The sequence below is a fragment of the Intrasporangium sp. Soil_C_50 genome (genome assembly GCF_057656595.1).
In genome coordinates this window covers 606,849-631,759 of record NZ_JBDGKB010000001.1, presented here as the reverse complement: position 1 = coordinate 631,759, position 24,911 = coordinate 606,849, and the positions used below count along the sequence as shown (strand labels likewise).

The following is a 24,911-nucleotide window of genomic DNA, read 5'->3' as shown; positions in this document are numbered from 1 at the left end:
GATGCGCGCACACGAAGCCGGAGCGCTCCACGCCGAGGGCTACCGCGGCCCCGCGTGGCTCCAGACCCCCGTCGACGTCAACGCCCTCGTGCCCTCGCTGTGGGCCTCGTCAGTGGGCCGCGGGTCCGACGGCGCGCTCACGGTGGGTGGGGTGTCCGTGGTCGACCTCGCCCGCGAGTTCGGCACCCCCGCCTATGTCATCGACGAGGACGACTTCCGCTCCCGCGCAAGGGAGTTCAAGCAGACCTACGCCGAGGTCTTCGACGACCTCTGTGGCGGGGCCGACGTGTACTACGCCGGCAAGGCGTTCCTCTGCACCGAGGTGGCGCGGTGGATCCACCAGGAGGGGCTGCACCTCGACGTCTGCACCGGCGGCGAGCTCGCCGTCGCGATCCGGGCGGGCGTGCCGGGGGAGCGGATCGGCCTGCACGGCAACAACAAGAGCCTCGCCGAGATCCGTCAGGCCCTCGAGCACGGCGTCGGTCGGATCGTCGTCGACTCCTTCGACGAGATCGAGCGCGTCGCCGGCGTCGCAGCCGAGCTCGGCGTCGTCGCGCCCGTCCTCGTGCGCGTCACGGTGGGCGTCGAGGCCCACACCCACGAGTTCATCGCGACGGCCCACGAGGACCAGAAGTTCGGGCTCTCGCTGTCCGGCGGCCAGGCGTTCGAGGCGGTTCGGCGCATCCTCGACCGCTCCGAGCACCTCCGGCTGCTCGGGCTGCACAGCCACATCGGCTCGCAGATCTTCGACACGTCCGGCTTCGAGGTGTCGGCCCGGCGCATCCTCGGCCTGCACACCCAGGTGGCCCGCGAGCTCGGCGTCGAGCTGCCCGAGCTCGACCTCGGGGGCGGCTTCGGCATCGCCTACACCACCGAGCACGACCCGCTGTCCCCGAAGCACCTCGCGGCCGGCATGGCCGAGATCGTCGAGCGCGAGTGCCGGGCCGACGACGTCGCGGTGCCGCGCATCTCCATCGAGCCGGGCCGGGCCATCGCCGGTCCGAGCACCTTCACGCTCTACGAGGTCGGCACCGTCAAGCCGGTCGACCTCGATGGCGGCGCCCGACGCGTCTACGTGTCCGTCGACGGCGGGATGAGCGACAACGTCCGGACGGCGCTCTACGACGCCAACTACTCGTGCACCGTCGCCGGCCGGGCCTCCACGGCGCCGCCGGTTCTCGGGCGCGTCGTCGGGAAGCACTGCGAGAGCGGCGACATCGTCGTCAAGGACGAGTTCGTCCCCGCCGACGTGACGGCCGGCGACCTCATCGCGGTCCCCGGCACGGGTGCCTACTGCCGGTCCCTGTCCAGCCAGTACAACCACACGCCCCGGCCCCCGGTTGTCGCGGTCCGCGACGGCGCCGCGCGGGTCATCGTGCGGCGCGAGACGGTCGACGACCTCCTCGCCCTCGACGTCTGATGGGCCAGCAGATCCTGCGCCGCTCGTGTCCGGATCGCGAAACAATGGCCGTCCAGCACCCGGACACACGGCAGGATTCGCACGGTGGACAGCGCTGTGAGTGACCGGAAGCCGTTGCGCGTCGCCCTGCTCGGGGCCGGCGTCGTCGGCGGAGCCGTCGCGCGGCTGCTCACCGAGCACGCCGACGACATGGCCGCCCGCGTGGGCGCGCCGCTCGAGATCGCGGGCATCGCCGTGCGCCGTGCCGGTCGTGACCGGTCCGAGCTCGGCGTCGACCCCGCCCTCTTCACGACCGACGCCGAGGACCTCGTGACGCGCGCCGACGTCGTCGTCGAGGTCATCGGCGGCATCGAGCCGGCCCGCTCGCTCATCCTGCGCGCCATGGAGCACGGCGCGTCCGTCGTCACCGCCAACAAGGCGCTGCTCGCCGAGGACGGCCCGACGCTCTACGCCGCGGCCGCCGAGCACGGCGTCGACCTCTACTACGAGGCGGCCGTGGCCGGTGCGATCCCGCTGCTGCGGCCGCTGCGCGAGTCGCTCGCCGGCGACGAGGTGACCAAGGTCCTCGGCATCGTCAACGGCACGACGAACTACGTGCTCGACAAGATGGACACCACCGGGGCCGGTTTCGCCGACGCGGTCGAGCAGGCCCAGTCGCTCGGCTACGCCGAGGCCGACCCGACCGCCGACGTCGAGGGCTTCGACGCCGCCGCCAAGGCAGCGATCCTCGCCTCGCTCGCCTTCCACACCCGGGTGGGCGGCACCGACGTGCACCGCGAGGGGATCACCGAGGTCACGGCGGCCGACGTCGCGGCGGCCCGCGAGATGGACGCCGTCGTCAAGCTGCTCGCGATCTGCGAGCGCACCGCCGACGGCGTCAGCGTCCGCGTCCACCCGGCGATGATCCCGCGCACCCACCCGCTGGCCGGAGTCCGCGAGGCGTTCAACGCCGTCTTCGTCGAGGCCGACGCCGCTGGCCAGCTCATGTTCTACGGCAAGGGAGCGGGCGGCGACCCGACCGCCTCGGCCGTGCTCGGCGACATCGTCGCCGTGGCCCGCCACCGCGTCGGGGGAGGGCTCGGGCCGGGGGAGTCGACCTACGCCGACCTGCCCGTCCTGCCGATGGGACAGGCGCAGACGCGCTACCACATCAGCCTCGAGGTGGCCGACCGCTCGGGTGTCCTCGCCCAGGTCGCCGCCGCGTTCGCCGACCAGGACGTCTCCATCGAGACCGTCCGCCAGCAGCTCGTCCGCGACGAGGACGGTCAGGGGGCCCGCGCCACCCTCATCATCGTCACGCACACCGCGAGCGACGCAGCCCTGTCGGCCACCGTCGACGCGCTGCGCACCCTCGACGTCGTGCGTGGCGTCAACTCCGTGATGCGCGTGGAAGGTTCCTGATGGCCCACCAGTGGCGGGGCGTGATCCCCGAGTACGCCGACCGGCTGCCGATGCTCGAGGGCGCGCCCGTCGTGACCCTCCGCGAGGGCGGCACGCCGCTCATCCCCGCCGAGAAGCTGTCCGCGCGCGTCGGCGCCGAGGTGCACCTCAAGTACGAGGGCCTCAACCCGACCGGCTCCTTCAAGGACCGCGGCATGACCGCCGCGATCAGCATGGCGGCGAAGAAGGGCGCGAAGGCCGTCATCTGCGCGAGCACCGGCAACACGAGCGCGTCCGCCGCGGCCTACGCCACCAAGGCCGGCATGACGTGTGGCGTCCTCGTGCCCGACGGCAAGATCGCCATGGGCAAGCTGAGCCAGGCCATCGCCCACGGCGCGACCCTCCTGCAGGTCGAGGGCAACTTCGACGACTGCCTCACGCTGGCCCGCAAGCTCGCCGAGGCCTACCCGGTCGAGCTCGTCAACTCGGTCAACCCGGCCCGCATCGAGGGCCAGAAGACCGCCTCGTTCGAGGTGGTCGACGCGCTCGGCGACGCCCCCGACATCCACTGCCTGCCGGTCGGCAACGCCGGCAACATCACGGCGTACTGGAAGGGCTACCGCGAGTACCTCGCGACGCCCGTCACCGATGCCCCGGCCGGGCCGGCCACGCACCTGCCCGTCATGTGGGGCTTCCAGGCCGCCGGCGCCGCGCCGATCGTGCTCGGCCACCCCGTGGACGAGCCCGAGACGATCGCCACGGCGATCCGCATCGGCAACCCGGCGTCGTGGGAGCAGGCCGTCGCTGCCCGTGACGAGTCCGGCGGCCGCATCGACGCCGTCACCGACGAGCAGATCCTCGCCGCGCACCGGTTCCTCTCCGCCCAGGAGGGCGTCTTCGTCGAGCCCGGTTCCGCGGCGTCGGTCGCGGGGCTCCTCGCGTGCCACGAGGCGGGGCTCGTGCCGGCCGGCGCGCGCATCGTCTGCACCGTCACCGGTCACGGGCTCAAGGACCCGCAGTGGGCGCTGCGCACCGCCGACGGCCGCGACGTGACGCCGGTGCGGGTGCCCGTCGACGCCGTGAGCGCCGCCCGGGCCCTCGGCCTCGAGGACTGAGCCGTGACGCGTGTGGCCGCAGGGCGGTCGGCGCACGTCCGCGTGCCCGCGAGCAGCGCCAACCTCGGGCCGGGCTTCGACTCGATCGGCCTCGCGCTGGGCCTCTGGGACGAGTACGTCGTCACGACGACCGACACCCCGGGACTGGCCATCACCGTCACCGGTGAGGCCGCCCACGAGGTGCCCACCGACGAGAGCCACCTCGTGCACGCCACGATGCGGCACACGTGGGACCGGCTCGGCGTCGAGGCGCCGGAAGGGCTCGTCATAGACGCGCGCAACGGGGTGCCCCACGGGCGGGGCCTCGGTTCGTCGGCCACCGCGATCGTCGCGGGCGTCGTTGCGGCACAGGCCCTCTCCGGGCCAACCGTGGGCTGGCGCCCCGACGCGTCCCCTACCGGAGACGCCGAGTGGCCCGCGCCGGGAGAGCAGGTACCCGTCGACCTCGACCTCGCCGACGACGTCGCGAGCCTCCTCGAGGGTCACCCCGACAACGCGTCGGCGAGCGTGTTCGGCGGGCTCACCGTCAGCTGGATGCCCGACGGCACCGGTGCCGACCGCGGCGAGCACACGGTCACGGCGCGGCTGGCGCTGCACGAGGACGTCGACGTCGTCGTCCTCGTGCCCGGCACGCAGCTGGCCACCAGAACCGCGCGTGCCGTGCTGCCCGACGCCGTCCCGCTGCGCGAGGCCGCGGCCGGGGCGGGCCGCGCCGCACTGCTCGTCCACGCGCTGACCGCCGACCCCTCGCACCTGCACGCCGCGACCCGCGACTGGCTCCACCAGGAGGCTCGGCGGCCCTCCTACCCCGAGACCATGGACGTCGTCGACATCCTGCGCGCCCAGGGGCACGCCGCCGTCGTGTCGGGCGCGGGCCCGAGCATCCTCGTCCTCACGTCGCGCGCCTGTGCGCCCGAGGTGCAGGTGCCGGCCCGGCACGACGGCTGGCGTCGCCTGGCGCCGGGCGTGCCCACGAGCGGCGCCGTCGTCACGGTGCGCTGACGCGCAACAAGCTGGACCGTCGACGCGGTACGGAAGACACGGAGGCGGGGGAGACGCGCCGTGCGCCGCCCACCTGCGCGACGGGGTCGGATGGTATCCTGCGGGTGCACCACACGCCGCGAGTGTTCGCAGGCCGGTGCATCACCCCACGCAGAGGCCCTTCATCGCCTCTCGGCGCCGTGCGCCGTCGTGGACCACCTTCAGGCCAGCACTGGCCCAAGTCCGACCCGTGCGAGTCCGCCCCGGGTCGCAAACGAGGGGGAAGGATCCTTCGTGTCAGAAACCACCACCCGCCCGGTTTCGGGCCTGTCCGCCATGAAGCTGGACGAGCTCAAGGGCGTCGCGTCCTCCATGGGCATCAAGGGCACCGGGAAGATGCGCAAGAGCGACCTCGTCGAGGCCATCCGGGCTCGCCAGTCCGGCGGCTCGTCGGCCCCCGCGGCCGCTCCCGCAGGTTCGTCCGCCGGTTCGTCCGCAGCGGCGTCGACGGACGCTCCCGCCACCACCGCCACCACCGCCACCGAGGCCCCGCCCGCCGGCAGCTCGGCGGGGTCCGACGCCCCGGCGCAGGACGCGGGCACCAGCCGCGCCCGCACCTCGCGCCGGGCCAGCCGCCCCGCGGGGTCCTCGACCGGCACCGACGCCGGCACGGGCACCACCGACGCCCCGGCGTCGGACAGCTCCACCGGCGACCGTGTGCAGGGCGCCGACGAGCCCCGCGAGCGTCGCGACGAGCGCACCCGCTCCCAGCGCACCGACCAGCAGCGCGGCGACCAGCAGCGCGGCGACCAGCAGGGTCGCGACGAGCGGGCCGACCAGGCCGTCCGCGAGGCGCGTGAGGGCCGGCAGGGCGAGCGCCAGAACGACCGCCAGGGCGATCGGCAGGGCGAGCGCCACAGCCAGGGCGCGACCACCCGGGGTCAGCAGGGCCAGGGCCAGAACCGCGAACAGAACCAGAGTCAGAACCGCAGCCAGGACCGCGACCAGAACCGTGGCCAGGACCGCGCTCAGGGCGGTCAGGGCGGCCAGAACCGCGACCAGAACCGTGGCCAGCAGGACCGGCTCGACGACGACGAGCGTGGCGGCCGCCGCAGCCGCAACCGGCAGCGCAACCGGGACCGCAAGCGCGGCCGCGGCACCGATGGCGGGAGCGAGTGGGCCGAGACCGACCTGCAGGTCGGCGACGACGACGTCCTCGTGCCCGTGGCCGGCATCCTCGACGTCCTCGACAACTACGCGTTCGTCCGCACGTCCGGCTACCTCGCCGGCCCGAACGACGTCTACGTGCCGCTCGGCATGGTCAAGAAGCACGGCCTGCGCAAGGGCGACGCCGTCACCGGCGCCGTCAAGGCGCTGCGCGACGGCGAACAGCCCCAGGGCAACGTCGGCCGGCAGAAGTACAACGCGCTCGTGCGGCTCGACAGCATCAACGGCGCCGGCCCCGACGACGCCGCCAAGCGCGTCGAGTTCGGCAAGCTGACGCCGCTCTACCCGCAGCAGCGGCTGCGGCTCGAGACCGAGCCGGGCAACCTGACGACACGGATCATCGACCTCGTCGCCCCGATCGGCAAGGGCCAGCGCGGTCTCATCGTCGCGCCCGCCAAGGCCGGCAAGACGATGGTCATGCAGGCCCTCGCCAACGCGATCACGACGAACAACCCCGAGTGTCACCTCATGGTCGTCCTCGTCGACGAGCGTCCGGAGGAGGTCACCGACATGCAGCGCGCCGTCAAGGGCGAGGTCATCGCCTCGACCTTCGACCGGCCGGCCGAGGACCACACCACCGTCGCCGAGCTCGCCATCGAGCGGGCCAAGCGCCTCGTCGAGCTCGGCCACGACGTCGTCGTGCTGCTCGACTCGATCACCAAGCTGGGGCGCGCCTACAACCTCGCAGCCCCGGCGAGCGGGCGCATCCTGTCCGGTGGCGTCGACTCGGCCGCGCTCTACCCGCCGAAGAAGTTCTTCGGCGCCGCGCGCAACATCGAGAACGGCGGCTCGCTGACCATCCTGGCCACGGCCCTCGTCGAGACGGGCTCGAAGATGGACGAGGTCATCTTCGAGGAGTTCAAGGGCACCGGGAACATGGAGCTCAAGCTCGACCGGCAGCTGGCCAACCGTCGCATCTTCCCCGCCGTCGACATCAACGCGTCGGGCACCCGGCGCGAGGAGATCCTCCTCGCGACCGAGGAGCTGAAGATCATGTGGAAGCTGCGCCGGGTCCTCGGTGGCCTCGACGCGCAGCAGGCCATCGAGCTGCTCCTCGACCGGCTGCGCAAGACGAAGACGAACTACGAGTTCCTGACGCAGGTGCAGCAGACGAGCGGCAACCGCCTCGACACCGACGCCTGAGCCCGCCGCGCTCCGGCGCGACGTCGTCACCTCGAAGGGGTGGGACCGCACGACGCGCTCCCACCCCTTCGCCGTCCCGTCTCTCGGCGTTTCAAGTCGGAACTGTCCGAAATGTTCGTAAACTGGACTGACCCACCAGCCCCACCGTGATGGAGTGCCATGACCGCGCCTGCCGGCGACCACGTCTCCGCCAGTGACGAACCGGACCAGCCGGTGCGCGTCCTCGTCGCCGACGACGACGCCGACATCCGAGACCTCGTCGAGTTCAAGCTGGCCCAGGCGGGCTACGCCGTCGAGGCGGTCCCGGACGGCGCGTCGGCGTGGGAGTCCTTCGAGGCTCGCCCGCCCCAGCTCGTCGTCCTCGACGTCATGATGCCGGGGCTGTCGGGCATCGACGTGCTCCGCAAGATCCGCGAGAGCGAGCACCCCGGCGTCCCGGTCCTGCTGCTCAGCGCGAAGTCGCGCGACTCCGACGTCGACACCGGCTTCGCCGTCGGCGCCGACGACTACGTCATCAAGCCGTTCAGCCCCCGCGAGCTGCTCCACCGCGTCAACGGCATGCTCGCCCGGGCACGCTGAGGAGACCCGTGCTGACCTTCAGTGCGCAGCTGCTCGTCGGCGCCACGATCGCGGTCCTCGGCACCTGCCTCGTCCTCGTCCTCGTCGTCATCGCCGTCCGGATGCGGCGCCAGGGTCGGCAGAAGCGTGACGAGATGCTGCTGGCACCGCTGCGTGGACCGCTCATCACGGTGGCCTCGGGCGAGGACGACGACGGCGCGGCCTCCGAGCAGCTGACGTGGGCCACCGGCGTCACCCGCGACGTCCTCGACGCCGCCATCGTCGACCTGCTGACGAAGATCCGCGGCCTGCCGGCCGAGCAGTTCGTCGGGGTGCTCACGGCCCACGGTGCCGTCGACCGCGCCAAGGCCGACCTGCGCCACCGCTCGCTCGTCCGCCGCGCCAAGGCGGCCCAGATGCTCGGTCTCGCAGGCGGTCCCGACGCGGTGCCGCTGCTCGTGGAGGCCCTCGGCGACAGCACGGTCCAGGTGCGCAACAGCGCGGCGTGGGGGCTCGGGCTCATCGGCGACGCGTCGGCCGCCGGCGCGGTCCTCGCCGCCACGGGCGGCGAGCAGGGCGGCATCCCGGCGAGCACGTCGGCCGAGACGCTCCAGTCGATGGGCGTCGGCATCTCCGACGTCCTCGGCGCCGCCTTCGACGACGGCGTGGCCCGCACCCGCATGGTTGCCGCGCACGTCACGGGCGACCGCAGCTTCACCCGGGGCCTGCCCGCCCTGCGTCGCCTGCTCGCCGACGACCCCGACCTCACCGTCCGCGAGACGTGCGCGACGGCGATCGGACGCCTCGGCCGTGTGGAGGACGTCACCGTGCTCGCGCGCCACGTCGCAGCCGACGCGCCGCTCAGCCTGCGCCGCGCGTGCGCTGCGGCCCTCGGCGAGCTCGGCGAGGGCGGCGCCGTCCCCGTGCTCGGGACGCTGCTCGACGACGCCGACCCGCGCCTGGCCGAGATCGCCGCGTCGGGCCTGCTCGGCCTCGGCGCCGACGGTCGCGCGGCGCTGGCCGGACGAGAGGACACCGCACCCGTCCGGGCCGCCCGCACCGTCGCCGAGCTCCAGCGGGCATCGGCATGACGGGCGTCCTCGAGGGGCTGCGCTCGGCGGTCGTGTGGGTCATGGACGTCACGTCCATCCCGATCCTGCTCTACTTCCTCCTCATCAACACCTCGCTCATCGTCCTCATCGTCCTGGCCTACCTCGAGTTCCGGGCCCAGGAGCGGCGCCGGGCCACGGCCGTGGAGTGGCAGGGCGCGGGTCTGGCGCCGGGCGTCTCGCTGCTCGTCCCCGCCTACAACGAGGAGGCCGGAATCGTCACGGCCGTCAAGTCCTTCCTCACCCTGCGCTACCCGCGGCACGAGGTCGTCGTCGTCGACGACGGCAGCACCGACGAGACCTTCGCCCGGCTCGAGCAGGCCTTCGACCTCGTCGAGGTGCCGCGCGAGCTGCCGCACGAGGTCCCGGTCCGGGCCCGCATCCTCGGGGTGTACGTGCCACGCGACGGTCGCACCCGACTCGTCGTCGTGCGCAAGGAGAACTCCGGCCGGTCCGAGGCCATCAACGTCGCGATCAACGCCGCAACCGAGCCCCTCGTGGCGATGATCGACGGCGACTCCATCCTCGAGCCCGACGGGCTGCTCCACGTCACGCGCCCCTTCGCCGACGACCCGACGCGCATGGTCGCGACCGGCGGCGCCATCCGCCCGGTCAACGGCAGCCGGGTCATCGCCGGGCGCATCGTCCGCGTCGAGATGCCGCCGACGTGGCTGCCGCGCATCCAGCTCGTCGAGTACCTGCGCGCGTTCCTGCTCGGTCGCACCGGCTGGTCGCGCCTCGGCTCGCTCATCCTCATCAGCGGCGCCTTCGGGCTCTTCCGCCGGGACGTCGTCGTCGAGGTCGGCGGCCTCGACCCGAACAGCATCGGCGAGGACTTCGAGCTCGTCATGCGCATCCACAAGCGCCTCCGCGACGAGGGCCGCGACTACCGCATCGAGTTCGTCCCCGAGCCGGTGTCGTGGACCGAGGTCCCGGTCACCGCGAAGGTGCTGCGCAACCAGCGCCGCCGGTGGCACCGCGGCCTCTGGGAGACGCTGTGGGCCTACCGCTCGATGCTCTTCCGGCCCAAGTACGGCCGCGTGGGCTGGGTCGCGCTGCCCTACTACTGGCTCTTCGAGCTCTTCGCGCCGCTGCTGGAGTTCTTCGGCATCATCATCGTGCCGCTGGCCCTGTTCCTCGGCGTGGTCAACATCCCCTTCGCCATCCTCTTCCTCGTCCTCGCCTACGGCTACGCGGTGCTCGTGACGCTCGCGGCGATGCTCGTCGACGAGTGGGCCTTCCACAAGCACGACCGGTGGCAGGCGCTCGGTGTCACGGTCGCCGCGTCGGTCCTGGAGAACATCGGCTACCGTCAGGCCACGGTGTGGTGGCGCCTCGAGGGCTGGTGGTCGAGCCTGCGCGGCAAGAAGCACGTGTGGGGCGTCATGACGCGGACGGGCTTCGACGAGGGTTCCGCGTGAACGTCGGGCTGCGGCCCTTCACGCGCAGCTCCGTCGGCACGCAGATCCGGATCTTCGTCGGCATCATCGTCGTGCTCGTGACGCTCGGTGCCGTCGTGTCGGTCGTGACCATCCAGATGCAGAGCCGGTCGGTCCGGGCGCTCACCCTCGTCTTCGAGCCGGCCAACGACGCGAACAACGACGTCGCCCAGTCGATGGCACAGGCACATGCCGCGTGGCAGCTGGCCGCCGTCGGTCGCCCTCCGGCGCTCTCGGCGGACGGCTACCGCTCGACCGTGCAGGCCGACCTCGAGCGCCTCGTCGAGTCGATCCGCCAGCCCGAGCTGCCCGACGCCGACCGTGCGGCGTACGAGCGCCTCGCCGCGGCACAGCAGCAGGCGGCCACCCGGTGGTTCGACGCGGTCGAGCGTGCCCTCGCCGGCCGGTCGCCGGCGGCCGAGGTGCCGCCGGACGTGCAGACCGTCGTCGAGGACGCCTACTCGACGTTCCTCGGCGCGAGCACGGAGTTCGGGGTCCAGGTGCGTGGCGACCGCAACGAGGCACGGATCGACTCGCGCAACGGCTCGAGCCTGGCCTCCGACGTGCTCATCGGCGTCACCATCGTCGTCGTGCTGCTCCTCGTGGCGGCCGGGTTCGGCATGGACCGTGCCGTCGGGCGGCCGATCGCGCGGCTGCGCGAGGTGGTGCGCCGCCAGGCCGAGGACGACGTCATCGCCATGGCCAACCAGGAGGAGGGCGCGCTCGAGGTGCGGATGCTCGCCCGCGACTTCAACGACCTCACCCGGGCCAACGCCCGCCTCGTCGACCAGCAGGCAGCGGTCCTCGAGATGCAGGAGCTCGTCCTCGACGTCGGTCGCCGGGTGCGCGCCGCGAGCGACGTGCCCGAGGCGCTGCAGCGGGTGTGCGCCCGGCTCGGTGTCGGTCTCGGGGCCGACCGCGTCCTGCTCTACACGCTGGCCGACGACGGCCAGAGCATCGAGGACCGGCTCCAGTGGTGCGCGGGCGACCTGCCCGACCTGCCACCGCTGCCGCGCTCGCTGTCCCAGCAGATCGGGGCCGTCAACGACGAGCTGCGCCGCGACGCCGGCTTCTTCGACCTCGGCGACCTCCTCGCGCACCAGGCCTTCGAGGACGAACGGGCCCGGGCCTTCCACCGCGCCACGGGTGCCCGGTCGCTGCTCATGCTCCCGGTCGGCACGGGCGGCCGCGGCCTCGGCATCATCGCGATCATGATGGTCGACGGCCCGCGCCGCTGGCACCGGCACGAGATCCAGGCCGTCCAGCAGTGCGCCGCCATCGCGGCCCAGTCGATCATCGCCCTGCGCCTGACCCTGATGCAGGAGGAGCAGGTGCGCCGCCTCACCGAGCTCGACCGGCAGAAGACCGACTTCATGGCGACGATCAGCCACGAGCTGCGCACTCCGCTCACCTCGATCAGCGGCTACCTCGAGCTGCTCACCGACGGCGACTTCGGCGACGTCAGCCAGAGCCAGTCCGTGGCCCTCGACATCATCGGGCGCAACGCGACCCGCCTGCGTGGCCTCATCGAGGACCTCCTCGTGCTCAACAAGATCGAGGCGAGCGGCCTGCAGTCGGTCGCCGAGGACGTCGCCGTCGCCGCCTTGCTGCGCACCGTCACCGAGACGATGGAGCCGGTGGCGGTCGCCGGCGGCGTCGAGCTCATGTGCCACGACGTGCCCGAGGACCTCGTCGTCCACGTCGACCGCGGCCAGCTCGAGCGGGCCCTGATCAACCTCGGCTCGAACGCCGTGAAGTTCACCCCCGAGGGCGGCCAGGTCGTGCTGTCGGCCGAGCGCTCCGGCGACTCCACCATCGTCTCGGTGCGCGACACCGGCATCGGCATCCCCGCGGCCGACCTCGCCCGCCTGTCCGAGCGGTTCTTCCGGGCCGGCAACGCGACGGCGGCGGCGATCCCCGGTACCGGCCTGGGCCTGGCCATCGTGCGGGCCATCGTCGAGGGCCACGGCGGCGAGCTCGTCATCGCCTCGGTCGAGGGGGAGGGCACGACGATGCAGGTCGTCCTGCCGGTCGCCCAGCCCGCCCACGTCGAGGTCTTCGCCGACGCCTGACGCGTGCCGCCCCCTGGCAGCAGGACCAGGCGGCGGCCTAGAAGCAGCCGCCGCGCGGCTGCCGCTCGAGGCGCTGGGTCACGCTCCAGCCGGAGGCCGGGTCGCGGACGGCGGTCGCGATGTCGTCTCCGGAGCCGCTGTCCGGCTTGGCGCGCGTCGGCCGCCCCAGCGTCCGGCCGGTGCCGGAATCGACGCGCCAGCCGACGTAGTCGATGCCCTCCCCGCCCGTCACCGCGGGCGCGTCGGTGGTGCGGTAACCGGTGACGACCGCGACGGCCGTCCCGTCGAGCCCGACGTGCTGGGAGACCGGGTCGTCGGGCCGGGGAGGCAACGTGCGCCACGCGACGCGTCGGGCCGCGAGGTCGACGCCGAGCACCGACCCGTCGTCACCCGGCACGACCACGTGGTGGGGGTCGACGAGGAGGAGCCGCTCCCCGCGCTGCGCGCCGACGGGCAGGGAGACGTCGGTGCGCTCCCACCGGCGCGTCCCGGGCGCCCAGACGACGAGCGTCCGGCCCAGCACGCCGACCACCGAGGTGTCGGTGAGCACGGCCGAGGAGCGGTAGCCGTTGCGGGCCCCGGGGTCGTCGGGGGACTCCGTCCACGAGAACCCTCCGGGCCCTCCGGCGACCGGCTCGGCGACGAGCATCGCGTCGTCGTCCGGGAACCCCACGACCTGCCCGTCGACGACCCCGAGGACCTCCGTCAGGCGCTCGGGGGTCGACACGGCCCCGGTCGCGACCTGCACGACGTGCGGGGCGTGGCACCCCTCGATGACGACGTAGCCGTTGGCCCCGGTCGGCGAGCGCGACACGAGATCGGCGATCGTCGTGCTCCAGCGCACGGCGCCCGACGCGTCGACGCCGGTGACGCGTCCGGCCCGCTCGGACGGCACGTCCGGACACGGGTCGAACGAGCACTCCCGGCCGCTGCAGCCACCAGCGGCGAGCACGGTGACGAGTGCCGCAACGGCAGCGCGGCGCGTCGATGCCCCTCGCCACCAGCCACTGTGATGCATGCCTGCCCCCTGTCCCTCCGGTGCCCCCGGGCTCGTGCCGGAAGAGACACCGTGACACCGCGGATCGTTGCACCCGCGACGCGGGCGCGTGTGGGGAATGCGGAGGGGCCCCGACGCGTTTGGGAGGACGTGCGCCTTTCTGGCACACTCTTCCTTCGGACCGGTTCACGGCCGAGCGACCCACCAGGGTGGTTAGCGACGACACCGACCCGGCCACTACACACTCGAGGAGATCATTGTGAAGAAGGACCTTCACCCCGACTACGTGGAGACCACGGTCACCTGCACCTGTGGCAACACCTTCACGACCCACAGCACCGCGACCTCCGGCCAGATCTCGGCCGACGTCTGCTCGCAGTGCCACCCGTTCTACACCGGCAAGCAGAAGATCCTCGACACCGGTGGCCGCGTGGCCCGGTTCGAGGCTCGCTACGGCAAGAAGGCCGCCAAGTAGGTCTCCCGCACGCCGGCCCCACGACTCCTGTCGTCGGGGCCGGCGTTCGTCGTTCCGGGGCCCCGCGGCGCAGGCCGCGCGGCCGCATCCACCCACCACCAGGCAGGAGACGCCGGTGCTCGACTCCGTGCGGTCGGTCCTCGACGAGTTCACCGACCTCGAGACGCGCCTGGCCGACCCGGCCGTGCACGGCGACCAGGACCTCGTCCGAACCCTGAACAAGCGCTACGCCGCGCTCGGCCCGACCGTCGCCGCGGCCCGCGCGTGGCAGGCCGCCCGTGACGACCTCGACGCCGCCCGCGAGCTCGCCGCCGAGGACGCCGGCTTCGCCGCGGAGGTGCCGGCGCTCGAGGCGAGCCTCGCCACCGCCGAGGAGCACCTGCGCCGGATGCTCATACCGCGCGACCCCGACGACGACCGCGACGTCATCCTCGAGGTCAAGGCGGGGGAGGGCGGTGACGAGTCGGCGCTCTTCGCCGGCGACCTGCTCCGCATGTACCTGCGCTACGCCGAGACCCGCGGGTGGAAGACCGCGCTCGAGGACGCCACCGAGAGCGACCTCGGCGGCTACAAGGACGTCCGCGTCTCGATCCGGGCCAAGGGCACGCCCGGCCTCGGCGAGGCGCCCTGGGCGCGCCTCAAGTACGAGGGCGGCGTGCACCGCGTCCAGCGCGTGCCCGTCACCGAGAGCCAGGGCCGCATCCACACCTCCGCCGCCGGCGTCCTCGTCATGCCCGAGGCCGAGGAGGTCGAGGTGACGATCGACCCGAACGACCTGCGCATCGACGTCTACCGCAGCAGCGGCCCCGGCGGGCAGAGCGTCAACACCACCGACTCCGCCGTGCGCATCACCCACCTGCCCACCGGCCTCGTCGTCTCCTGCCAGAACGAGAAGTCGCAGCTGCAGAACAAGGAGGCCGCGATGCGCGTCCTCCGGGCCCGGCTGCACCAGATCGCCCAGGACGCCGCCGACGCCGAGGCGTCCGCCGCCCGGCGCTCGCAGGTGCGCACCGTCGACCGCAGCGAGCGCATCCGCACCTACAACTTCCCGGAGAACCGCATCTCCGACCACCGCACCGGCTACAAGGCCTACAACCTCGACGCCGTCCTCGACGGCGACCTCGACCCCGTCGTGCAGTCGGCCCTCGACGCCGACGAGGCCGCCAAGCTCGCCGCGCTCGCCGCGGGGTCCGGCGCGTGACCGACCTGCGCACCGGCGTCCGGGCCGCGGCGCGCGACCTGGCCGAGGCCGGGGTGCCCTCGCCCGACGCCGACGCGCTCGAGCTCGCTGCCCACGTGCTCGGGCTGGAGGCGGGAGAGGTGCGCCGGCGGATGGTGCTCGGCGGCACGACCCTGCCCGACGCGTACGCCCGGCTCGTCGACGAGCGCGCCGCGCGCGTCCCGCTGCAGCACCTGACCGGCCGGGCGCACTTCCGCCGCCTGACGCTGTCGGTCGGGCCCGGCGTCTTCGTCCCGCGCCCCGAGACCGAGGTGCTCGTCGAGCTCGCGCTCGCCGAGGTGGACCGCCTCCTGCGACCCCCGGCCCCCGGCCTCTCCGCACCGAACGAGTCGTTCGGTGCCGACAACGGCGGCGCACCGGCGCGTTCGGTCCCCACCGACGCGTTCGGCACCGATCGAGTCGTTCGGTTCGTCGACCTCTGCTCGGGCTCGGGGGCCATCCCGCTCGCCGTCAAGGACGAGCGCCCCGACGTCGAGGTGCGCGGCGTCGAGCTGTCACCCGAGGCGCATGCCTGGTCGGTGGCCAACCGCGACCGCCTCGGCCTCGACGTCGAGCTGCTCGAGGGCGACGCGTCCGGCCCGTGCCTGCCCGACTGGGAGGGCCGCGCCGACGTCGTCACCGTCAACCCGCCCTACATCCCGGTCGGTCAGGTGCCGCTCGACCCCGAGGTGCGCGACCACGACCCGGAGATCGCGCTCTACGGCGGCAGCGAGGACGGCCTCGCCATCCCGCTCGCCGTCGCGCGCCGGGCCGCCGACCTGCTGCGCCCCGGCGGCCTGCTCCTCGTCGAGCACGCCGACTCGCAAGGGGGTTCACTGCCGGCCCGGCTGGCCCGCACCGGCCTCTGGGTCGAGGTGGCCGACCACGACGACCTCACCGGCCGTCCCCGCGTCACCACCGCCCGCCGCGCCTGACGCCGGGTGCCGAGACTAGGCTCTGCCGGGTGAGCGAGCGCTACGACTGCACCGACCCCGAGGGCCGCGCCGAGGGCATCCCCGCCGCTGCGGCCGCCGTCCGACGAGGTGAGGTCGTCGTCCTGCCGACCGACACCGTCTACGGCATCGGCTGCGACGCCTTCGACGCCACCGCCGTCGCGTCGGTCCTCGCCGCCAAGGGCCGTGGACGCGACATGCCCCCGCCGGTGCTCATCCCGACGGCGCGCACCGCCCAGGGCCTGGCCACGCAGGTGCCCGACTACGCCAACCGGCTCATGGAGAGGTTCTGGCCCGGTCCGCTCACGGTCGTGCTCAAGGCCCAGACCTCCCTGCACTGGGACCTCGGCGAGACCAACGGCACCGTCGCGCTGCGCGTGCCCGACCACGAGCTCGCCCTCGACCTGCTCGGCGACATCGGCCCGATGGCCGTCACGAGCGCCAACACGACCGGCGACCCGGCGGCCCGGTCGGTCGACGAGGCCCAGGCGATGCTCGGCGAGTCCGTCGCGGTGTACCTCGACGGCGGCCCGACCGACGGCGGTGACCCCTCGACGATCGTCGACTGCACGGGGGAGGCGCCGGTCACGCTGCGCCTCGGCGCCATCCCGCAGGAGGACATCGACGCGGCGCTGCTGCCTGACGAGCCCACCGACGCGTCCGCGGCCGGCGACGCCGACGCCGACGCGTCCGCCGACGCCGACACGTCCGCCGACGCCGACGCGTCCGGGCCGCTCGACCCGTCGCGTGACGTGCTCTTTGCCGAGCCGGTGACCGAGCCCTCTGCCGACGCCACCCGGAACGGCACGACCGACGCACACGGCTCCGACGCCCACGGCCCGACGGCATAGAGTTGGTCCGCGCCAGATCCGTACGCGCACCGCTCGCGCTGCACCCCGTCCTGCACCGAAACCCCGCACCTCCCGGAGATGTCCCATGGCTGACGACACGACGTTCTACGGCTCCGACTTCGGCGCCCTCCAGTCCTTCGACCCGGACATCGCCGGCGTGCTCCTGTCCGAGCTCGACCGCATCCGAGGCGGCCTGCAGCTCATCGCGAGCGAGAACATCAGCTCCCCGGCGGTGCTCACCGCTCTCGGGTCGACGCTGTCGAACAAGTACGCCGAGGGCTACCCGGGGCGTCGCTACTACGGTGGCTGCTCCGAGGTCGACAAGGCCGAGACGATCGCCATCGAGCGGGCCAAGGAGCTCTTCGGGGCCGACCACGCCAACGTCCAGCCGCACTCGGGGGCGAGCGCCAACCAGGCCGTGTACGGCGCGTTCATGAAGCCGGGCGAGACCCTCCTCGCGATGGCGCTGCCGATGGGTGGTCACCTGACCCACGGCGCCAAGGTGTCCTTCTCCGGCAAGTGGTTCGACGCGGTGCCCTACGGCGTCGACAAGGACTCCGAGGACATCGACTACGACGAAGTCGAGCGCCTCGCCAAGGAGCACCGCCCCAAGGTCATCTGTGCCGGCGGGTCGGCCATCCCGCGCCTCATCGACTTCGCGCGCTTCCGCGCCATCGCCGACGAGGTCGGCGCGATTCTCTGGGTCGACGCCGCGCACTTCATCGGCCTCGTCGCCGGCAAGGCGATCCCGTCGCCGGTGCCCTACGCCGACGTCGTCACGTTCACCACCCACAAGGTGCTGCGCGGCCCGCGCTCGGGCGCGCTCGTGTGCAAGCAGGAGCACGCCGCAGCGCTCGACAAGGCCGTCTTCCCGATGATGCAGGGCGGCCCGCAGATGCACACGATCGCGGCCAAGGCGGTCAACTTCAAGGAGTGCGCGACGCCGGAGTACCAGCAGTACGCCGCCGACGTCATCGCCAACAGCAAGCAGCTCGCGCAGAGCCTCAAGGACGTCGGCATCCGCCCGACCACCGGCGGCACCGACACCCACCTGTCGCTGCTCGACCTGCAGGGCATCGGCGTCACGGGCAAGGATGCCGAGGCCCGCGCCGACGCGGCCGGCATCGTCCTGAACAAGAACGCCATCCCGTTCGACCCGCAGAAGCCGAACATCGCGAGCGGCATCCGCGTCGGCACGCCGTCCGTGACGACCCAGGGCATGGGCCTGCCGGAGATGGAGACCATCGCGCGTCTCATCCACACGTCGGTGACCCAGGGCGACGCAGACCCCGACCACCCGGTGAGCAAGGAGGTCCGCGCCGAGGTCACCGACCTCGTCACGCGCTTCCCGGCCTACCCCCGCTGACCGTCCGCGGTCGGCGCCCGAGCGAGGGTCGGTAGGTGCACGAGTACGTCCTCGTCCTCATCGTGGCCGCAGCGGTCACGTACCTCGCCACACCCTTCGTGCGCAGCCTCGCGGTCGCGACGGGCGCCTTCACGGCGGTCCGCTCGCGCGACGTCCACACGACGCCGATCCCGCGGCTCGGGGGAGTGGCGATCTACATCGGGTTCGTCGCGGCGGCGCTCGTCGCGCGGGCGTTGCCGTACCTCGGCTCCCTCTTCTCCTCGAAGCAGATCATCGGGGTCGTCCTCGCCGGTGGAGTCGTCTGCCTGCTCGGCGCCTTCGACGACATCCGCGAGCTCGACTGGATCACCAAGCTGGCCGGGCAGATCCTCGCGGCGGGGCTGATGGCCTACACCGGCGTGCAGCTGCTGTCGCTGCCGATCTTCGGCACGACGATCCTGCCCACCCCGGTGCTCGTGCTCTTCACCATCATCGTCGTCATGGTCTGGACCAACGCCGTCAACTTCATCGACGGACTCGACGGGCTCGCCGCGGGCGTCGTCGGGATCGCGGCGCTCGCGTTCTTCATGTACAGCTACATCGTGTCGCGCTCGTTCGTGCCGGCCAACGTCTTCTCGACGGCGACGTTCATCTCGGCGGCGCTCGTCGGGGTGTGCGCCGGCTTCCTGCCGCACAACTTCCACCCGGCGCGGCTCTTCATGGGTGACTCCGGGGCGCTGACGCTCGGCCTGCTCATGTCGGCGGCGACGATCACCCTCACGGGAAACGTCGACCCGTCCCAGGTGAGCGGCAACGAGGTCACCGCGGCCTTCCTGCCGATCGTCGTGCCGCTGGCCGTGCTCATGCTGCCGCTGCTCGACATGGTCCTGGCCGTCGTCCGGCGCACGCTGGCCGGCCAGAAGCCCTGGGATGCCGACGCCAAGCACCTGCACCACCGGATGCTGCGGATCGGGCACGGTCACCGCCGGGCCGTCCTCATCCTCTACCTGTGGGCAGCCATCGTGGCTCTCGGGTCGGTGTCGTTCGTCATCTGGGACGGCTGGCGCCCGCTCGCCGTCGTCGGCGCGGCAGCCGTGATCGGTGTCGTGCTCACCGTCTGGCTCCCGCGGTGGAGCCCCGTCGAACGCTTGTGATAGCATTCACAAGCACCTGAGGAGAGTCTGAGAACGGCACTCCGAAGGGCGCGGATCTTCTTTCCGCACAAGACAATCGAGTACCAGCGACCGTCAGCAGCCCACCCGGTCCCCGCCGACCAGACGCACCCAGGCAGGTCTTCCCGTGAGCACCACCCCGGCCCGCACCGCATCCCAGAACGATGCGTTCGCGCAGCTCCTGCGCGGGTCGCTGCCGCCGACCCTCGTCGCCGGCGCCGTCTGCATCGTCGTCGGGCTCTTCTCCAGCCCCAAGGCCGCCTGGTCGGCCGCGATCGGCGCGGCCCTCGTCATCTTCTTCTTCACGCTGACGCTGCTCGCCATGCGCTACACCGCGCACCTGGCGCCCACCACGGTCATGGCCATCGTCATGGCGACCTACACCGTCAAGGTGCTGGTCCTCGGCGTCACCCTCTTCGCCCTCCGCGACGTCACGTGGGCCTCCGGGTACGCCATCGGCGTGTCCGTCACGGTCTGCGCCGTCGTGTGGCTCTTCTTCGAGATGCGGGCGTACAAGCGCCTGCGCATCTTCGCCTTCGACCCCGAGACCGACACGGACACAGACGCCGCGTCGGACGCCTCGTCCTCAGCCCCCGCCGACAGCCCGTCCGAGCCGCCGCGGGAGCCGCGTGATGAGTCGTGAGCAGGGAGGTCACCATGAGTACCCCGTCGACGCCGCCGTCCGGCAGCGAGCCCACCGAGCCCACCGAGCCCACCGAGCCCACCGAGCCCACCGAGCCCACCGAGCCCACGCGTCCGCCCACGGCTGCCGAGCAGCAGGAGCAGGAGCGGGAGCGGCTCAACGCCGAGAACCGGCGCGAGTCCGACTCTGCCTGGAAGTCGGTCGCCTACCTGTTGACGGGCCCGCTCGTCTACGGGGGCCTCGGTGCCCTCGCCGACCACTGGCTGGGCACGTCGTGGCTGGTCGGGGTGGGAATCGTCGGGGGGATGGCCCTGTCGCTCTACCTGATCTGGTTCCGATACGGTACGCATTGAGCCAGGCGGACGGAGCGTCGCCAGCCGGCGCGACGCCGCCCGGCCCGCCGAGCAGCACCTGCAGCATCTGCAGCACCAGGGCCTGGCACCCCACCACCACAGCTTCGGGCCCCAACCCCGTGCCGATGACCGGCGTCATCGGACGAGCAGCCCAGAACGTACGAAGGAGTAATCCGTGAGCATCGTCGCCGCCGCACCGACGGACTTCGAGGCCCCTGGAGTCAGCGAGTTCTGGCAGCCGCTGTGGGGCACCGATGGTCCGTGGGCCGTCACCCGCCCGATGCTGCTCATGGCCGTGTCCGCCATCCTCGTCATCTGGTGGCTCATCGCCTCGACGCGCAAGAAGGCGCTCGTCCCGAGCCGCGGCCAGATGGCCACCGAGGCCCTCTACGGGGTCGTGCGCAACGGGATCGCCAAGGACCTCATCGGGTCCAAGGAGTTCCTCAAGTTCGTTCCGCTGCTCTTCTCGCTGTTCGTCATCATCCTCGTCAACAACTTCTTCGGCGTCGTCCCGCCGTTCAGCTACCCGACGATGAGCCGCATCGGCTTCCCGATCGCGCTGTCGCTCATCGTCTGGGTCGTCTTCCACGTCGTCGGCATGCGCAAGCACGGCTTCATCGGGTACTGGAAGTCGCTCGTCCCGGCCGGCCTGCCCAAGGGCATGATCGTCCCGATCTTCATCCTCGAGCTCATCACCGACCTCTTCACCCGGCCGGTCACGCTCGCGCTGCGACTCTTCGGCAACATGTTCGCCGGCCACATCCTCATCGTCCTGTTCATCACGGGCGGCTGGTACATGCTCACCAACGGCGGCATCCTCGTCGTCGCCGGCGGCGTCACGTGGATCTTCGCCGTCGTCATGACCCTGTTCGAGCTCCTCGTGGAGTTCCTGCAGGCCTACGTCTTCACGCTCCTCGCCGCGCTCTACATCGGGGGCGCCCTGGCCGACGAGCACTGACGGCCGCACCGACCAGCACGACCGCACGACCCGCACGACCTGCTCCACCCGTTCCACCACACGCTTCACCCAGCCCCGTTGGTAACCGCCACCGGGACCGACCAGAAGGAAATGGAATCAACATGACCGGCAACATCGCCATCCTCGGTTACGGCCTCTCCGCCATCGGCCCCGGTATCGGTGTCGGCCTCATCTTCGCCGCGTACATCAACGGCGTCGCCCGCCAGCCCGAGGCCCGCGGCATGCTCCAGCCGATCGCCTTCCTCGGCATGGCCATCACCGAGGCCCTCGCCATCTTCGGTATCGCGCTCGCGTTCGTCTTCAAGGCCGGCTGAGCCCCTCAGGGCGACAGCTCGTCGACGTACCGACCGTTTCTCTCTAGGAGACCCGCATGCATGCAGTGACCATGACCGCCGAGAGCGGTGAGAGCGGCTTCTGGGCCACCGCGGCACCGATCATCCCGCACCCGCTGGAGTTCTTCTTCGGCCTCGTGGTCTTCGCGGCCCTGTACTTCGTCGTGAAGCGCACGGTCGTGCCGCGCCTCGAGCAGATCTACGCCGAGCGCACCGCGGCCATCGAGGGCGGCATGAACAAGGCCGAGGAGGCCCAGGCCCAGGCCCAGGCCGCGCTCGAGCAGTACCAGGCGCAGCTCGTCGAGGCCCGCGCCGAGGCCGCCCGCATCCGTGAGGACGCCAAGGCCCAGGGTGCGCAGATCATCGCCGAGATGCGCGAGCACGCCGTCGGCGAGGCCTCGCGGATCACCGACACCGCGCACAAGCAGATCGAGGCCGAGCGCCAGCAGGCCCTCGTCTCGCTGCGTGGCGACGTGGGCCGCATCTCGACCGAGCTCGCGAGCCGCATCGTCGGTGAGTCGCTCGAGGACGAGACCCGCCAGAAGGGCATCGTCGAGCGCTTCCTCGCCGAGCTCGAGTCGGGCGACGTCGTCCGCGAGAAGGTCGGGGACCGCTGATGCAGGGATCCTCACGCGCAGCAGCGGCCGCCAGCCGCGACGCGTTCACCGGCGTGCTCGCCGCCGGTGCCGACCGTTCGCGGTTGGCCGAGGAGCTCTTCGCGGTCGTCGGGCTGCTCGACGGCAACGCGACCCTGCGTCGCGCCGTCGGTGACCCGTCGCGCGAGGGGGCCGACAAGGCCACCCTCGTCGAGCGACTCCTCGCCGGCAAGGTGAGCGCCGAGGCGCTCGTCGTGCTCAAGGGCGTCGCCGCGCAGCGGTGGAGCACCGAGCGCGACCTGTCCGACACCGTCGAGGGCTACGCCGTCGAGACGGTCATCGCCGAGGCCGAGACGGCCGACCGCGCCGACCGCGTCGAGGACGAGCTGTTCCGCTTCGAGCGGATCGTCGCCGCCGACGCGGCCCTGCGCACCGCGCTCACCGACGCCTCGGCGCCGGCCGAGCCGCGTGGGGCGCTCGTCGCGAAGCTCCTCGAGGGCAAGGTCGCCCCCGAGACCCTCGCGCTGGCCCGCCAGGCCGTCGTGTCGCCCCGTGGGCGACGCTTCGACCGCACCGTCGAGGCCTACCTCGACATCGCGTCCGCCCGGCGTGAGCAGCAGACCGCGACGGTGACGTCCGCGGTCCCGCTCACCGACGGCGACCGTGAGCGTCTCGCTGCCGGCCTCGCCGCGATCTACGGCGGCAAGGTCCACGTCAACACCGTCGTCGACCCCCGGGTCCTCGGCGGCGTCAAGGTCGAGATCGGTGACGAGGTCATCGACGGGACCGTCATCCGCAAGCTCGACGGCGCACGCCGCGCCATGGGCGCCTGAGGCCCCACCACCTGCTGTGAACACCCACCGGCCCGCAACCCCGGGTCGAAACCGAGGAGAAGATCTGACATGACGGAGCTTTCGATCCGTCCGGAGGAGATCCGGGACGCACTGGACTCCTTCGTCCAGTCCTACGAGCCGGGCGCGGCCTCCCGCGAAGAGGTCGGCCGCGTCAGCGACGCCGGCGACGGCATCGCCCACGTCGAGGGCCTGCCCTCGGCCATGACGAACGAGCTGCTCCAGTTCGAGGACGGCACGCTGGGCCTCGCGCTCAACCTCGACGTCCACGAGATCGGTGTCGTCGTCCTCGGTGACTTCGCCGGCATCGAGGAGGGCCAGTCGGTCAAGCGCACGGGCGAGGTCCTCTCGGTCCCCGTCGGTGACGACTTCCTCGGCCGCGTCGTCGACCCGCTCGGCAACCCCATCGACGGTCTCGGCGAGATCAAGTCGGAGGAGCGCCGCGCACTCGAGCTGCAGGCGCCGACGGTCGTCCAGCGCAAGTCGGTGCACGAGCCGCTTCAGACCGGCATCAAGTCGATCGACGCCATGACGCCGATCGGTCGCGGTCAGCGCCAGCTCATCATCGGCGACCGCCAGACGGGCAAGACGACCGTCGCGATCGACACGATCATCAACCAGAAGCGCAACTGGGAGTCCGGCGACCCGGACCAGCAGGTCCGCTGCATCTACGTCGGCATCGGCCAGAAGGGCTCGACCATCGCGTCGGTCCGCGGCACCCTCGAGGAGGCCGGCGCGCTCGAGTACACGACGATCATCGCGGCGCCCGCGTCCGACTCGGCCGGCTTCAAGTACCTCGCCCCGTACACCGGTTCGGCCATCGGCCAGCACTGGATGTACCAGGGCAAGCACGTCCTCATCGTCTTCGACGACCTGTCCAAGCAGGCCGAGGCCTACCGCGCCGTGTCGCTGCTGCTGCGCCGCCCGCCGGGCCGCGAGGCCTACCCGGGTGACGTCTTCTACCTGCACTCGCGGCTCCTCGAGCGCTGCGCGAAGCTGTCCGACGACCTGGGCCACGGCTCGATGACCGGCCTGCCGATCATCGAGACGAAGGCCGGTGACGTCTCGGCGTACATCCCGACCAACGTCATCTCGATCACCGACGGCCAGATCTACCTGCAGGCCGACCTCTTCAACGCCAACGTGCGTCCGGCGATCGACGTGGGTGTCTCGGTGTCCCGCGTCGGTGGTGCCGCGCAGATCAAGGCGATGAAGTCGGTCGCCGGTCGACTCAAGCTCGACCTCGCGCAGTTCCGTGCCATGGAGGCGTTCGCGATGTTCGCCTCCGACCTCGACCCCGCCTCGCGAGCCCAGCTCGCCCGTGGTGCGCGCCTCGTCGAGCTGCTCAAGCAGCCGCAGAGCAACCCGTACCCGGTTGAGGAGCAGGTCGTCTCGGTGTGGGCCGGCACGACGGGTCGTCTCGACGACGTCGCGGTCGAGGACATCCGCGCCTTCGAGACCGAGCTGCTCGAGACGCTGCGTCGCGACGGCAAGATCCTCCAGACGATCCGCGAGACGCAGAAGCTCGACGAGGACACCGAGACGGCCCTGAGCAAGGTCGTCGACGAGGTCAAGTTCACCTTCCGCGGCACCGGTCGTGACGGCCTCGAGGCCGGCCACGAGGAGGCCGAGGAGCTCGACGACGACGCGATCGCCCAGGCGAAGATCGTCAAGAACAAGTGAGTCGCCGCCCCGGTGCCG

23 protein-coding genes are annotated in these 24,911 nt (G+C 72.1%); 22 read left to right on the top strand and 1 reads right to left on the bottom strand.

Annotated elements, in window-relative coordinates:
• The first annotated feature begins 1 nt into the window (after window position 1).
• The 9 genes from lysA to AC3A5R_RS02950 all read left to right on the top strand — a co-directional run bounded on the left by lysA (window position 2) and on the right by AC3A5R_RS02950 (window position 12,444).
• On the top strand, window positions 2–1,420 hold the full coding sequence (gene lysA / locus AC3A5R_RS02990) for a diaminopimelate decarboxylase (protein ID WP_487619286.1): 1,419 nt from the start codon (window positions 2–4) through the stop codon (window positions 1,418–1,420).
• 84 nt (window positions 1,421–1,504) lie between these two features.
• Entirely contained in the window at window positions 1,505–2,821 is a 1,317-nt protein-coding gene (locus tag AC3A5R_RS02985) for a homoserine dehydrogenase (RefSeq protein ID WP_487619285.1), read from the top strand.
• The gene (gene thrC / locus AC3A5R_RS02980; protein ID WP_487619284.1) at window positions 2,821–3,915 is read left to right on the top strand and encodes a threonine synthase; all 1,095 of its coding nucleotides are present in this window, start codon (window positions 2,821–2,823) and stop codon (window positions 3,913–3,915) included. Before AC3A5R_RS02985 ends, thrC begins: the two co-directional genes overlap by 1 nt.
• Before the next feature lie 3 nt (window positions 3,916–3,918).
• On the top strand, window positions 3,919–4,917 hold the full coding sequence (locus AC3A5R_RS02975; RefSeq protein WP_487619283.1) for a homoserine kinase: 999 nt from the start codon (window positions 3,919–3,921) through the stop codon (window positions 4,915–4,917).
• 315 nt (window positions 4,918–5,232) lie between these two features.
• On the top strand, window positions 5,233–7,266 hold the full coding sequence (rho, locus tag AC3A5R_RS02970) for a transcription termination factor Rho (RefSeq protein ID WP_487620111.1): 2,034 nt from the start codon (window positions 5,233–5,235) through the stop codon (window positions 7,264–7,266).
• A 159-nt stretch (window positions 7,267–7,425) separates the two neighbouring features.
• Window positions 7,426–7,845 (top strand): response regulator transcription factor, encoded by a 420-nt coding sequence (locus AC3A5R_RS02965; RefSeq protein ID WP_487619282.1) that lies wholly within the window; start codon window positions 7,426–7,428, stop codon window positions 7,843–7,845.
• An 8-nt stretch (window positions 7,846–7,853) separates the two neighbouring features.
• Window positions 7,854–8,915 (top strand): HEAT repeat domain-containing protein, encoded by a 1,062-nt coding sequence (locus tag AC3A5R_RS02960; protein ID WP_487619281.1) that lies wholly within the window; start codon window positions 7,854–7,856, stop codon window positions 8,913–8,915.
• The gene (locus AC3A5R_RS02955; RefSeq protein WP_487619280.1) at window positions 8,912–10,354 is read left to right on the top strand and encodes a glycosyltransferase family 2 protein; all 1,443 of its coding nucleotides are present in this window, start codon (window positions 8,912–8,914) and stop codon (window positions 10,352–10,354) included. The genes AC3A5R_RS02960 and AC3A5R_RS02955 overlap by 4 nt, the downstream gene beginning before the upstream one ends.
• Window positions 10,351–12,444, top strand: a complete 2,094-nt coding sequence (locus AC3A5R_RS02950; protein ID WP_487619279.1) for a sensor histidine kinase — start codon at window positions 10,351–10,353, stop codon at window positions 12,442–12,444. Before AC3A5R_RS02955 ends, AC3A5R_RS02950 begins: the two co-directional genes overlap by 4 nt.
• Before the next feature lie 37 nt (window positions 12,445–12,481).
• Here the strand turns inward: AC3A5R_RS02950 and AC3A5R_RS02945 are convergent, their stop codons facing one another.
• Window positions 12,482–13,462, bottom strand: coding sequence for a hypothetical protein (locus tag AC3A5R_RS02945; protein WP_487619278.1), 981 nt, complete (start codon window positions 13,460–13,462; stop codon window positions 12,482–12,484).
• Window positions 13,463–13,700: 238 nt separating this feature from the next.
• Here AC3A5R_RS02945 and rpmE point away from each other — a divergent pair, with 238 nt between their 5' ends.
• The 13 genes from rpmE to atpA all read left to right on the top strand — a co-directional run bounded on the left by rpmE (window position 13,701) and on the right by atpA (window position 24,893).
• Window positions 13,701–13,916, top strand: coding sequence for a 50S ribosomal protein L31 (gene rpmE / locus AC3A5R_RS02940; protein WP_323096753.1), 216 nt, complete (start codon window positions 13,701–13,703; stop codon window positions 13,914–13,916).
• 115 nt (window positions 13,917–14,031) lie between these two features.
• A complete protein-coding gene (gene prfA / locus AC3A5R_RS02935; RefSeq protein WP_487619277.1) occupies window positions 14,032–15,117 on the top strand; it encodes a peptide chain release factor 1 in 1,086 nt (361 codons plus the stop codon).
• Window positions 15,114–16,070: a N5-glutamine methyltransferase family protein gene (locus AC3A5R_RS02930; protein WP_487619276.1), complete on the top strand. Its 957-nt coding sequence runs from the start codon at window positions 15,114–15,116 to the stop codon at window positions 16,068–16,070. Before prfA ends, AC3A5R_RS02930 begins: the two co-directional genes overlap by 4 nt.
• Window positions 16,071–16,099: 29 nt before the next feature.
• The gene (locus tag AC3A5R_RS02925; protein WP_487619275.1) at window positions 16,100–16,939 is read left to right on the top strand and encodes an L-threonylcarbamoyladenylate synthase; all 840 of its coding nucleotides are present in this window, start codon (window positions 16,100–16,102) and stop codon (window positions 16,937–16,939) included.
• An 85-nt stretch (window positions 16,940–17,024) separates the two neighbouring features.
• On the top strand, window positions 17,025–18,305 hold the full coding sequence (locus AC3A5R_RS02920; RefSeq protein WP_487619274.1) for a serine hydroxymethyltransferase: 1,281 nt from the start codon (window positions 17,025–17,027) through the stop codon (window positions 18,303–18,305).
• A gap of 35 nt (window positions 18,306–18,340) precedes the next feature.
• Window positions 18,341–19,438: an MraY family glycosyltransferase gene (locus tag AC3A5R_RS02915; RefSeq protein WP_487619273.1), complete on the top strand. Its 1,098-nt coding sequence runs from the start codon at window positions 18,341–18,343 to the stop codon at window positions 19,436–19,438.
• Between the two features lie 145 nt (window positions 19,439–19,583).
• Entirely contained in the window at window positions 19,584–20,099 is a 516-nt protein-coding gene (locus AC3A5R_RS02910; RefSeq protein WP_487619272.1) for a Cg1360 family ATP-synthase-associated protein, read from the top strand.
• 14 nt (window positions 20,100–20,113) lie between these two features.
• A complete protein-coding gene (locus tag AC3A5R_RS02905) occupies window positions 20,114–20,452 on the top strand; it encodes an AtpZ/AtpI family protein (protein ID WP_487619271.1) in 339 nt (112 codons plus the stop codon).
• A 175-nt stretch (window positions 20,453–20,627) separates the two neighbouring features.
• The gene (atpB, locus tag AC3A5R_RS02900) at window positions 20,628–21,410 is read left to right on the top strand and encodes a F0F1 ATP synthase subunit A (protein ID WP_487619270.1); all 783 of its coding nucleotides are present in this window, start codon (window positions 20,628–20,630) and stop codon (window positions 21,408–21,410) included.
• Window positions 21,411–21,532: 122 nt separating this feature from the next.
• Entirely contained in the window at window positions 21,533–21,745 is a 213-nt protein-coding gene (atpE, locus tag AC3A5R_RS02895) for an ATP synthase F0 subunit C (RefSeq protein ID WP_070193816.1), read from the top strand.
• Between the two features lie 56 nt (window positions 21,746–21,801).
• Window positions 21,802–22,380, top strand: a complete 579-nt coding sequence (locus AC3A5R_RS02890) for a F0F1 ATP synthase subunit B (protein ID WP_487619269.1) — start codon at window positions 21,802–21,804, stop codon at window positions 22,378–22,380.
• The gene (locus AC3A5R_RS02885; RefSeq protein WP_487619268.1) at window positions 22,380–23,192 is read left to right on the top strand and encodes a F0F1 ATP synthase subunit delta; all 813 of its coding nucleotides are present in this window, start codon (window positions 22,380–22,382) and stop codon (window positions 23,190–23,192) included. Before AC3A5R_RS02890 ends, AC3A5R_RS02885 begins: the two co-directional genes overlap by 1 nt.
• Window positions 23,193–23,261: 69 nt before the next feature.
• Window positions 23,262–24,893, top strand: a complete 1,632-nt coding sequence (gene atpA, locus AC3A5R_RS02880; protein ID WP_487619267.1) for a F0F1 ATP synthase subunit alpha — start codon at window positions 23,262–23,264, stop codon at window positions 24,891–24,893.
• The last annotated feature ends 18 nt before the right edge of the window (window positions 24,894–24,911 follow it).

Bases quoted from the DNA above. Each gene is read 5' to 3' on its own strand.
- lysA (WP_487619286.1), top strand. From the start codon at position 2: ATGCGCGCACACGAAGCCGGAGCGCTCCACGCCGAGGGCTACCGCGGC.
- thrC (WP_487619284.1), top strand. From the start codon at position 2,821: ATGGCCCACCAGTGGCGGGGCGTGATCCCCGAGTACGCCGACCGGCTG.
- rho (WP_487620111.1), top strand. From the start codon at position 5,233: ATGAAGCTGGACGAGCTCAAGGGCGTCGCGTCCTCCATGGGCATCAAG.
- AC3A5R_RS02965 (WP_487619282.1), top strand. From the start codon at position 7,426: ATGACCGCGCCTGCCGGCGACCACGTCTCCGCCAGTGACGAACCGGAC.
- AC3A5R_RS02955 (WP_487619280.1), top strand. From the start codon at position 8,912: ATGACGGGCGTCCTCGAGGGGCTGCGCTCGGCGGTCGTGTGGGTCATG.
- AC3A5R_RS02945 (WP_487619278.1), bottom strand. From the start codon at position 13,462: ATGCATCACAGTGGCTGGTGGCGAGGGGCATCGACGCGCCGCGCTGCC.
- AC3A5R_RS02920 (WP_487619274.1), top strand. From the start codon at position 17,025: ATGGCTGACGACACGACGTTCTACGGCTCCGACTTCGGCGCCCTCCAG.
- AC3A5R_RS02905 (WP_487619271.1), top strand. From the start codon at position 20,114: ATGAGTACCCCGTCGACGCCGCCGTCCGGCAGCGAGCCCACCGAGCCC.
- atpE (WP_070193816.1), top strand. From the start codon at position 21,533: ATGACCGGCAACATCGCCATCCTCGGTTACGGCCTCTCCGCCATCGGC.
- AC3A5R_RS02890 (WP_487619269.1), top strand. From the start codon at position 21,802: ATGCATGCAGTGACCATGACCGCCGAGAGCGGTGAGAGCGGCTTCTGG.
- AC3A5R_RS02885 (WP_487619268.1), top strand. From the start codon at position 22,380: ATGCAGGGATCCTCACGCGCAGCAGCGGCCGCCAGCCGCGACGCGTTC.
- atpA (WP_487619267.1), top strand. From the start codon at position 23,262: ATGACGGAGCTTTCGATCCGTCCGGAGGAGATCCGGGACGCACTGGAC.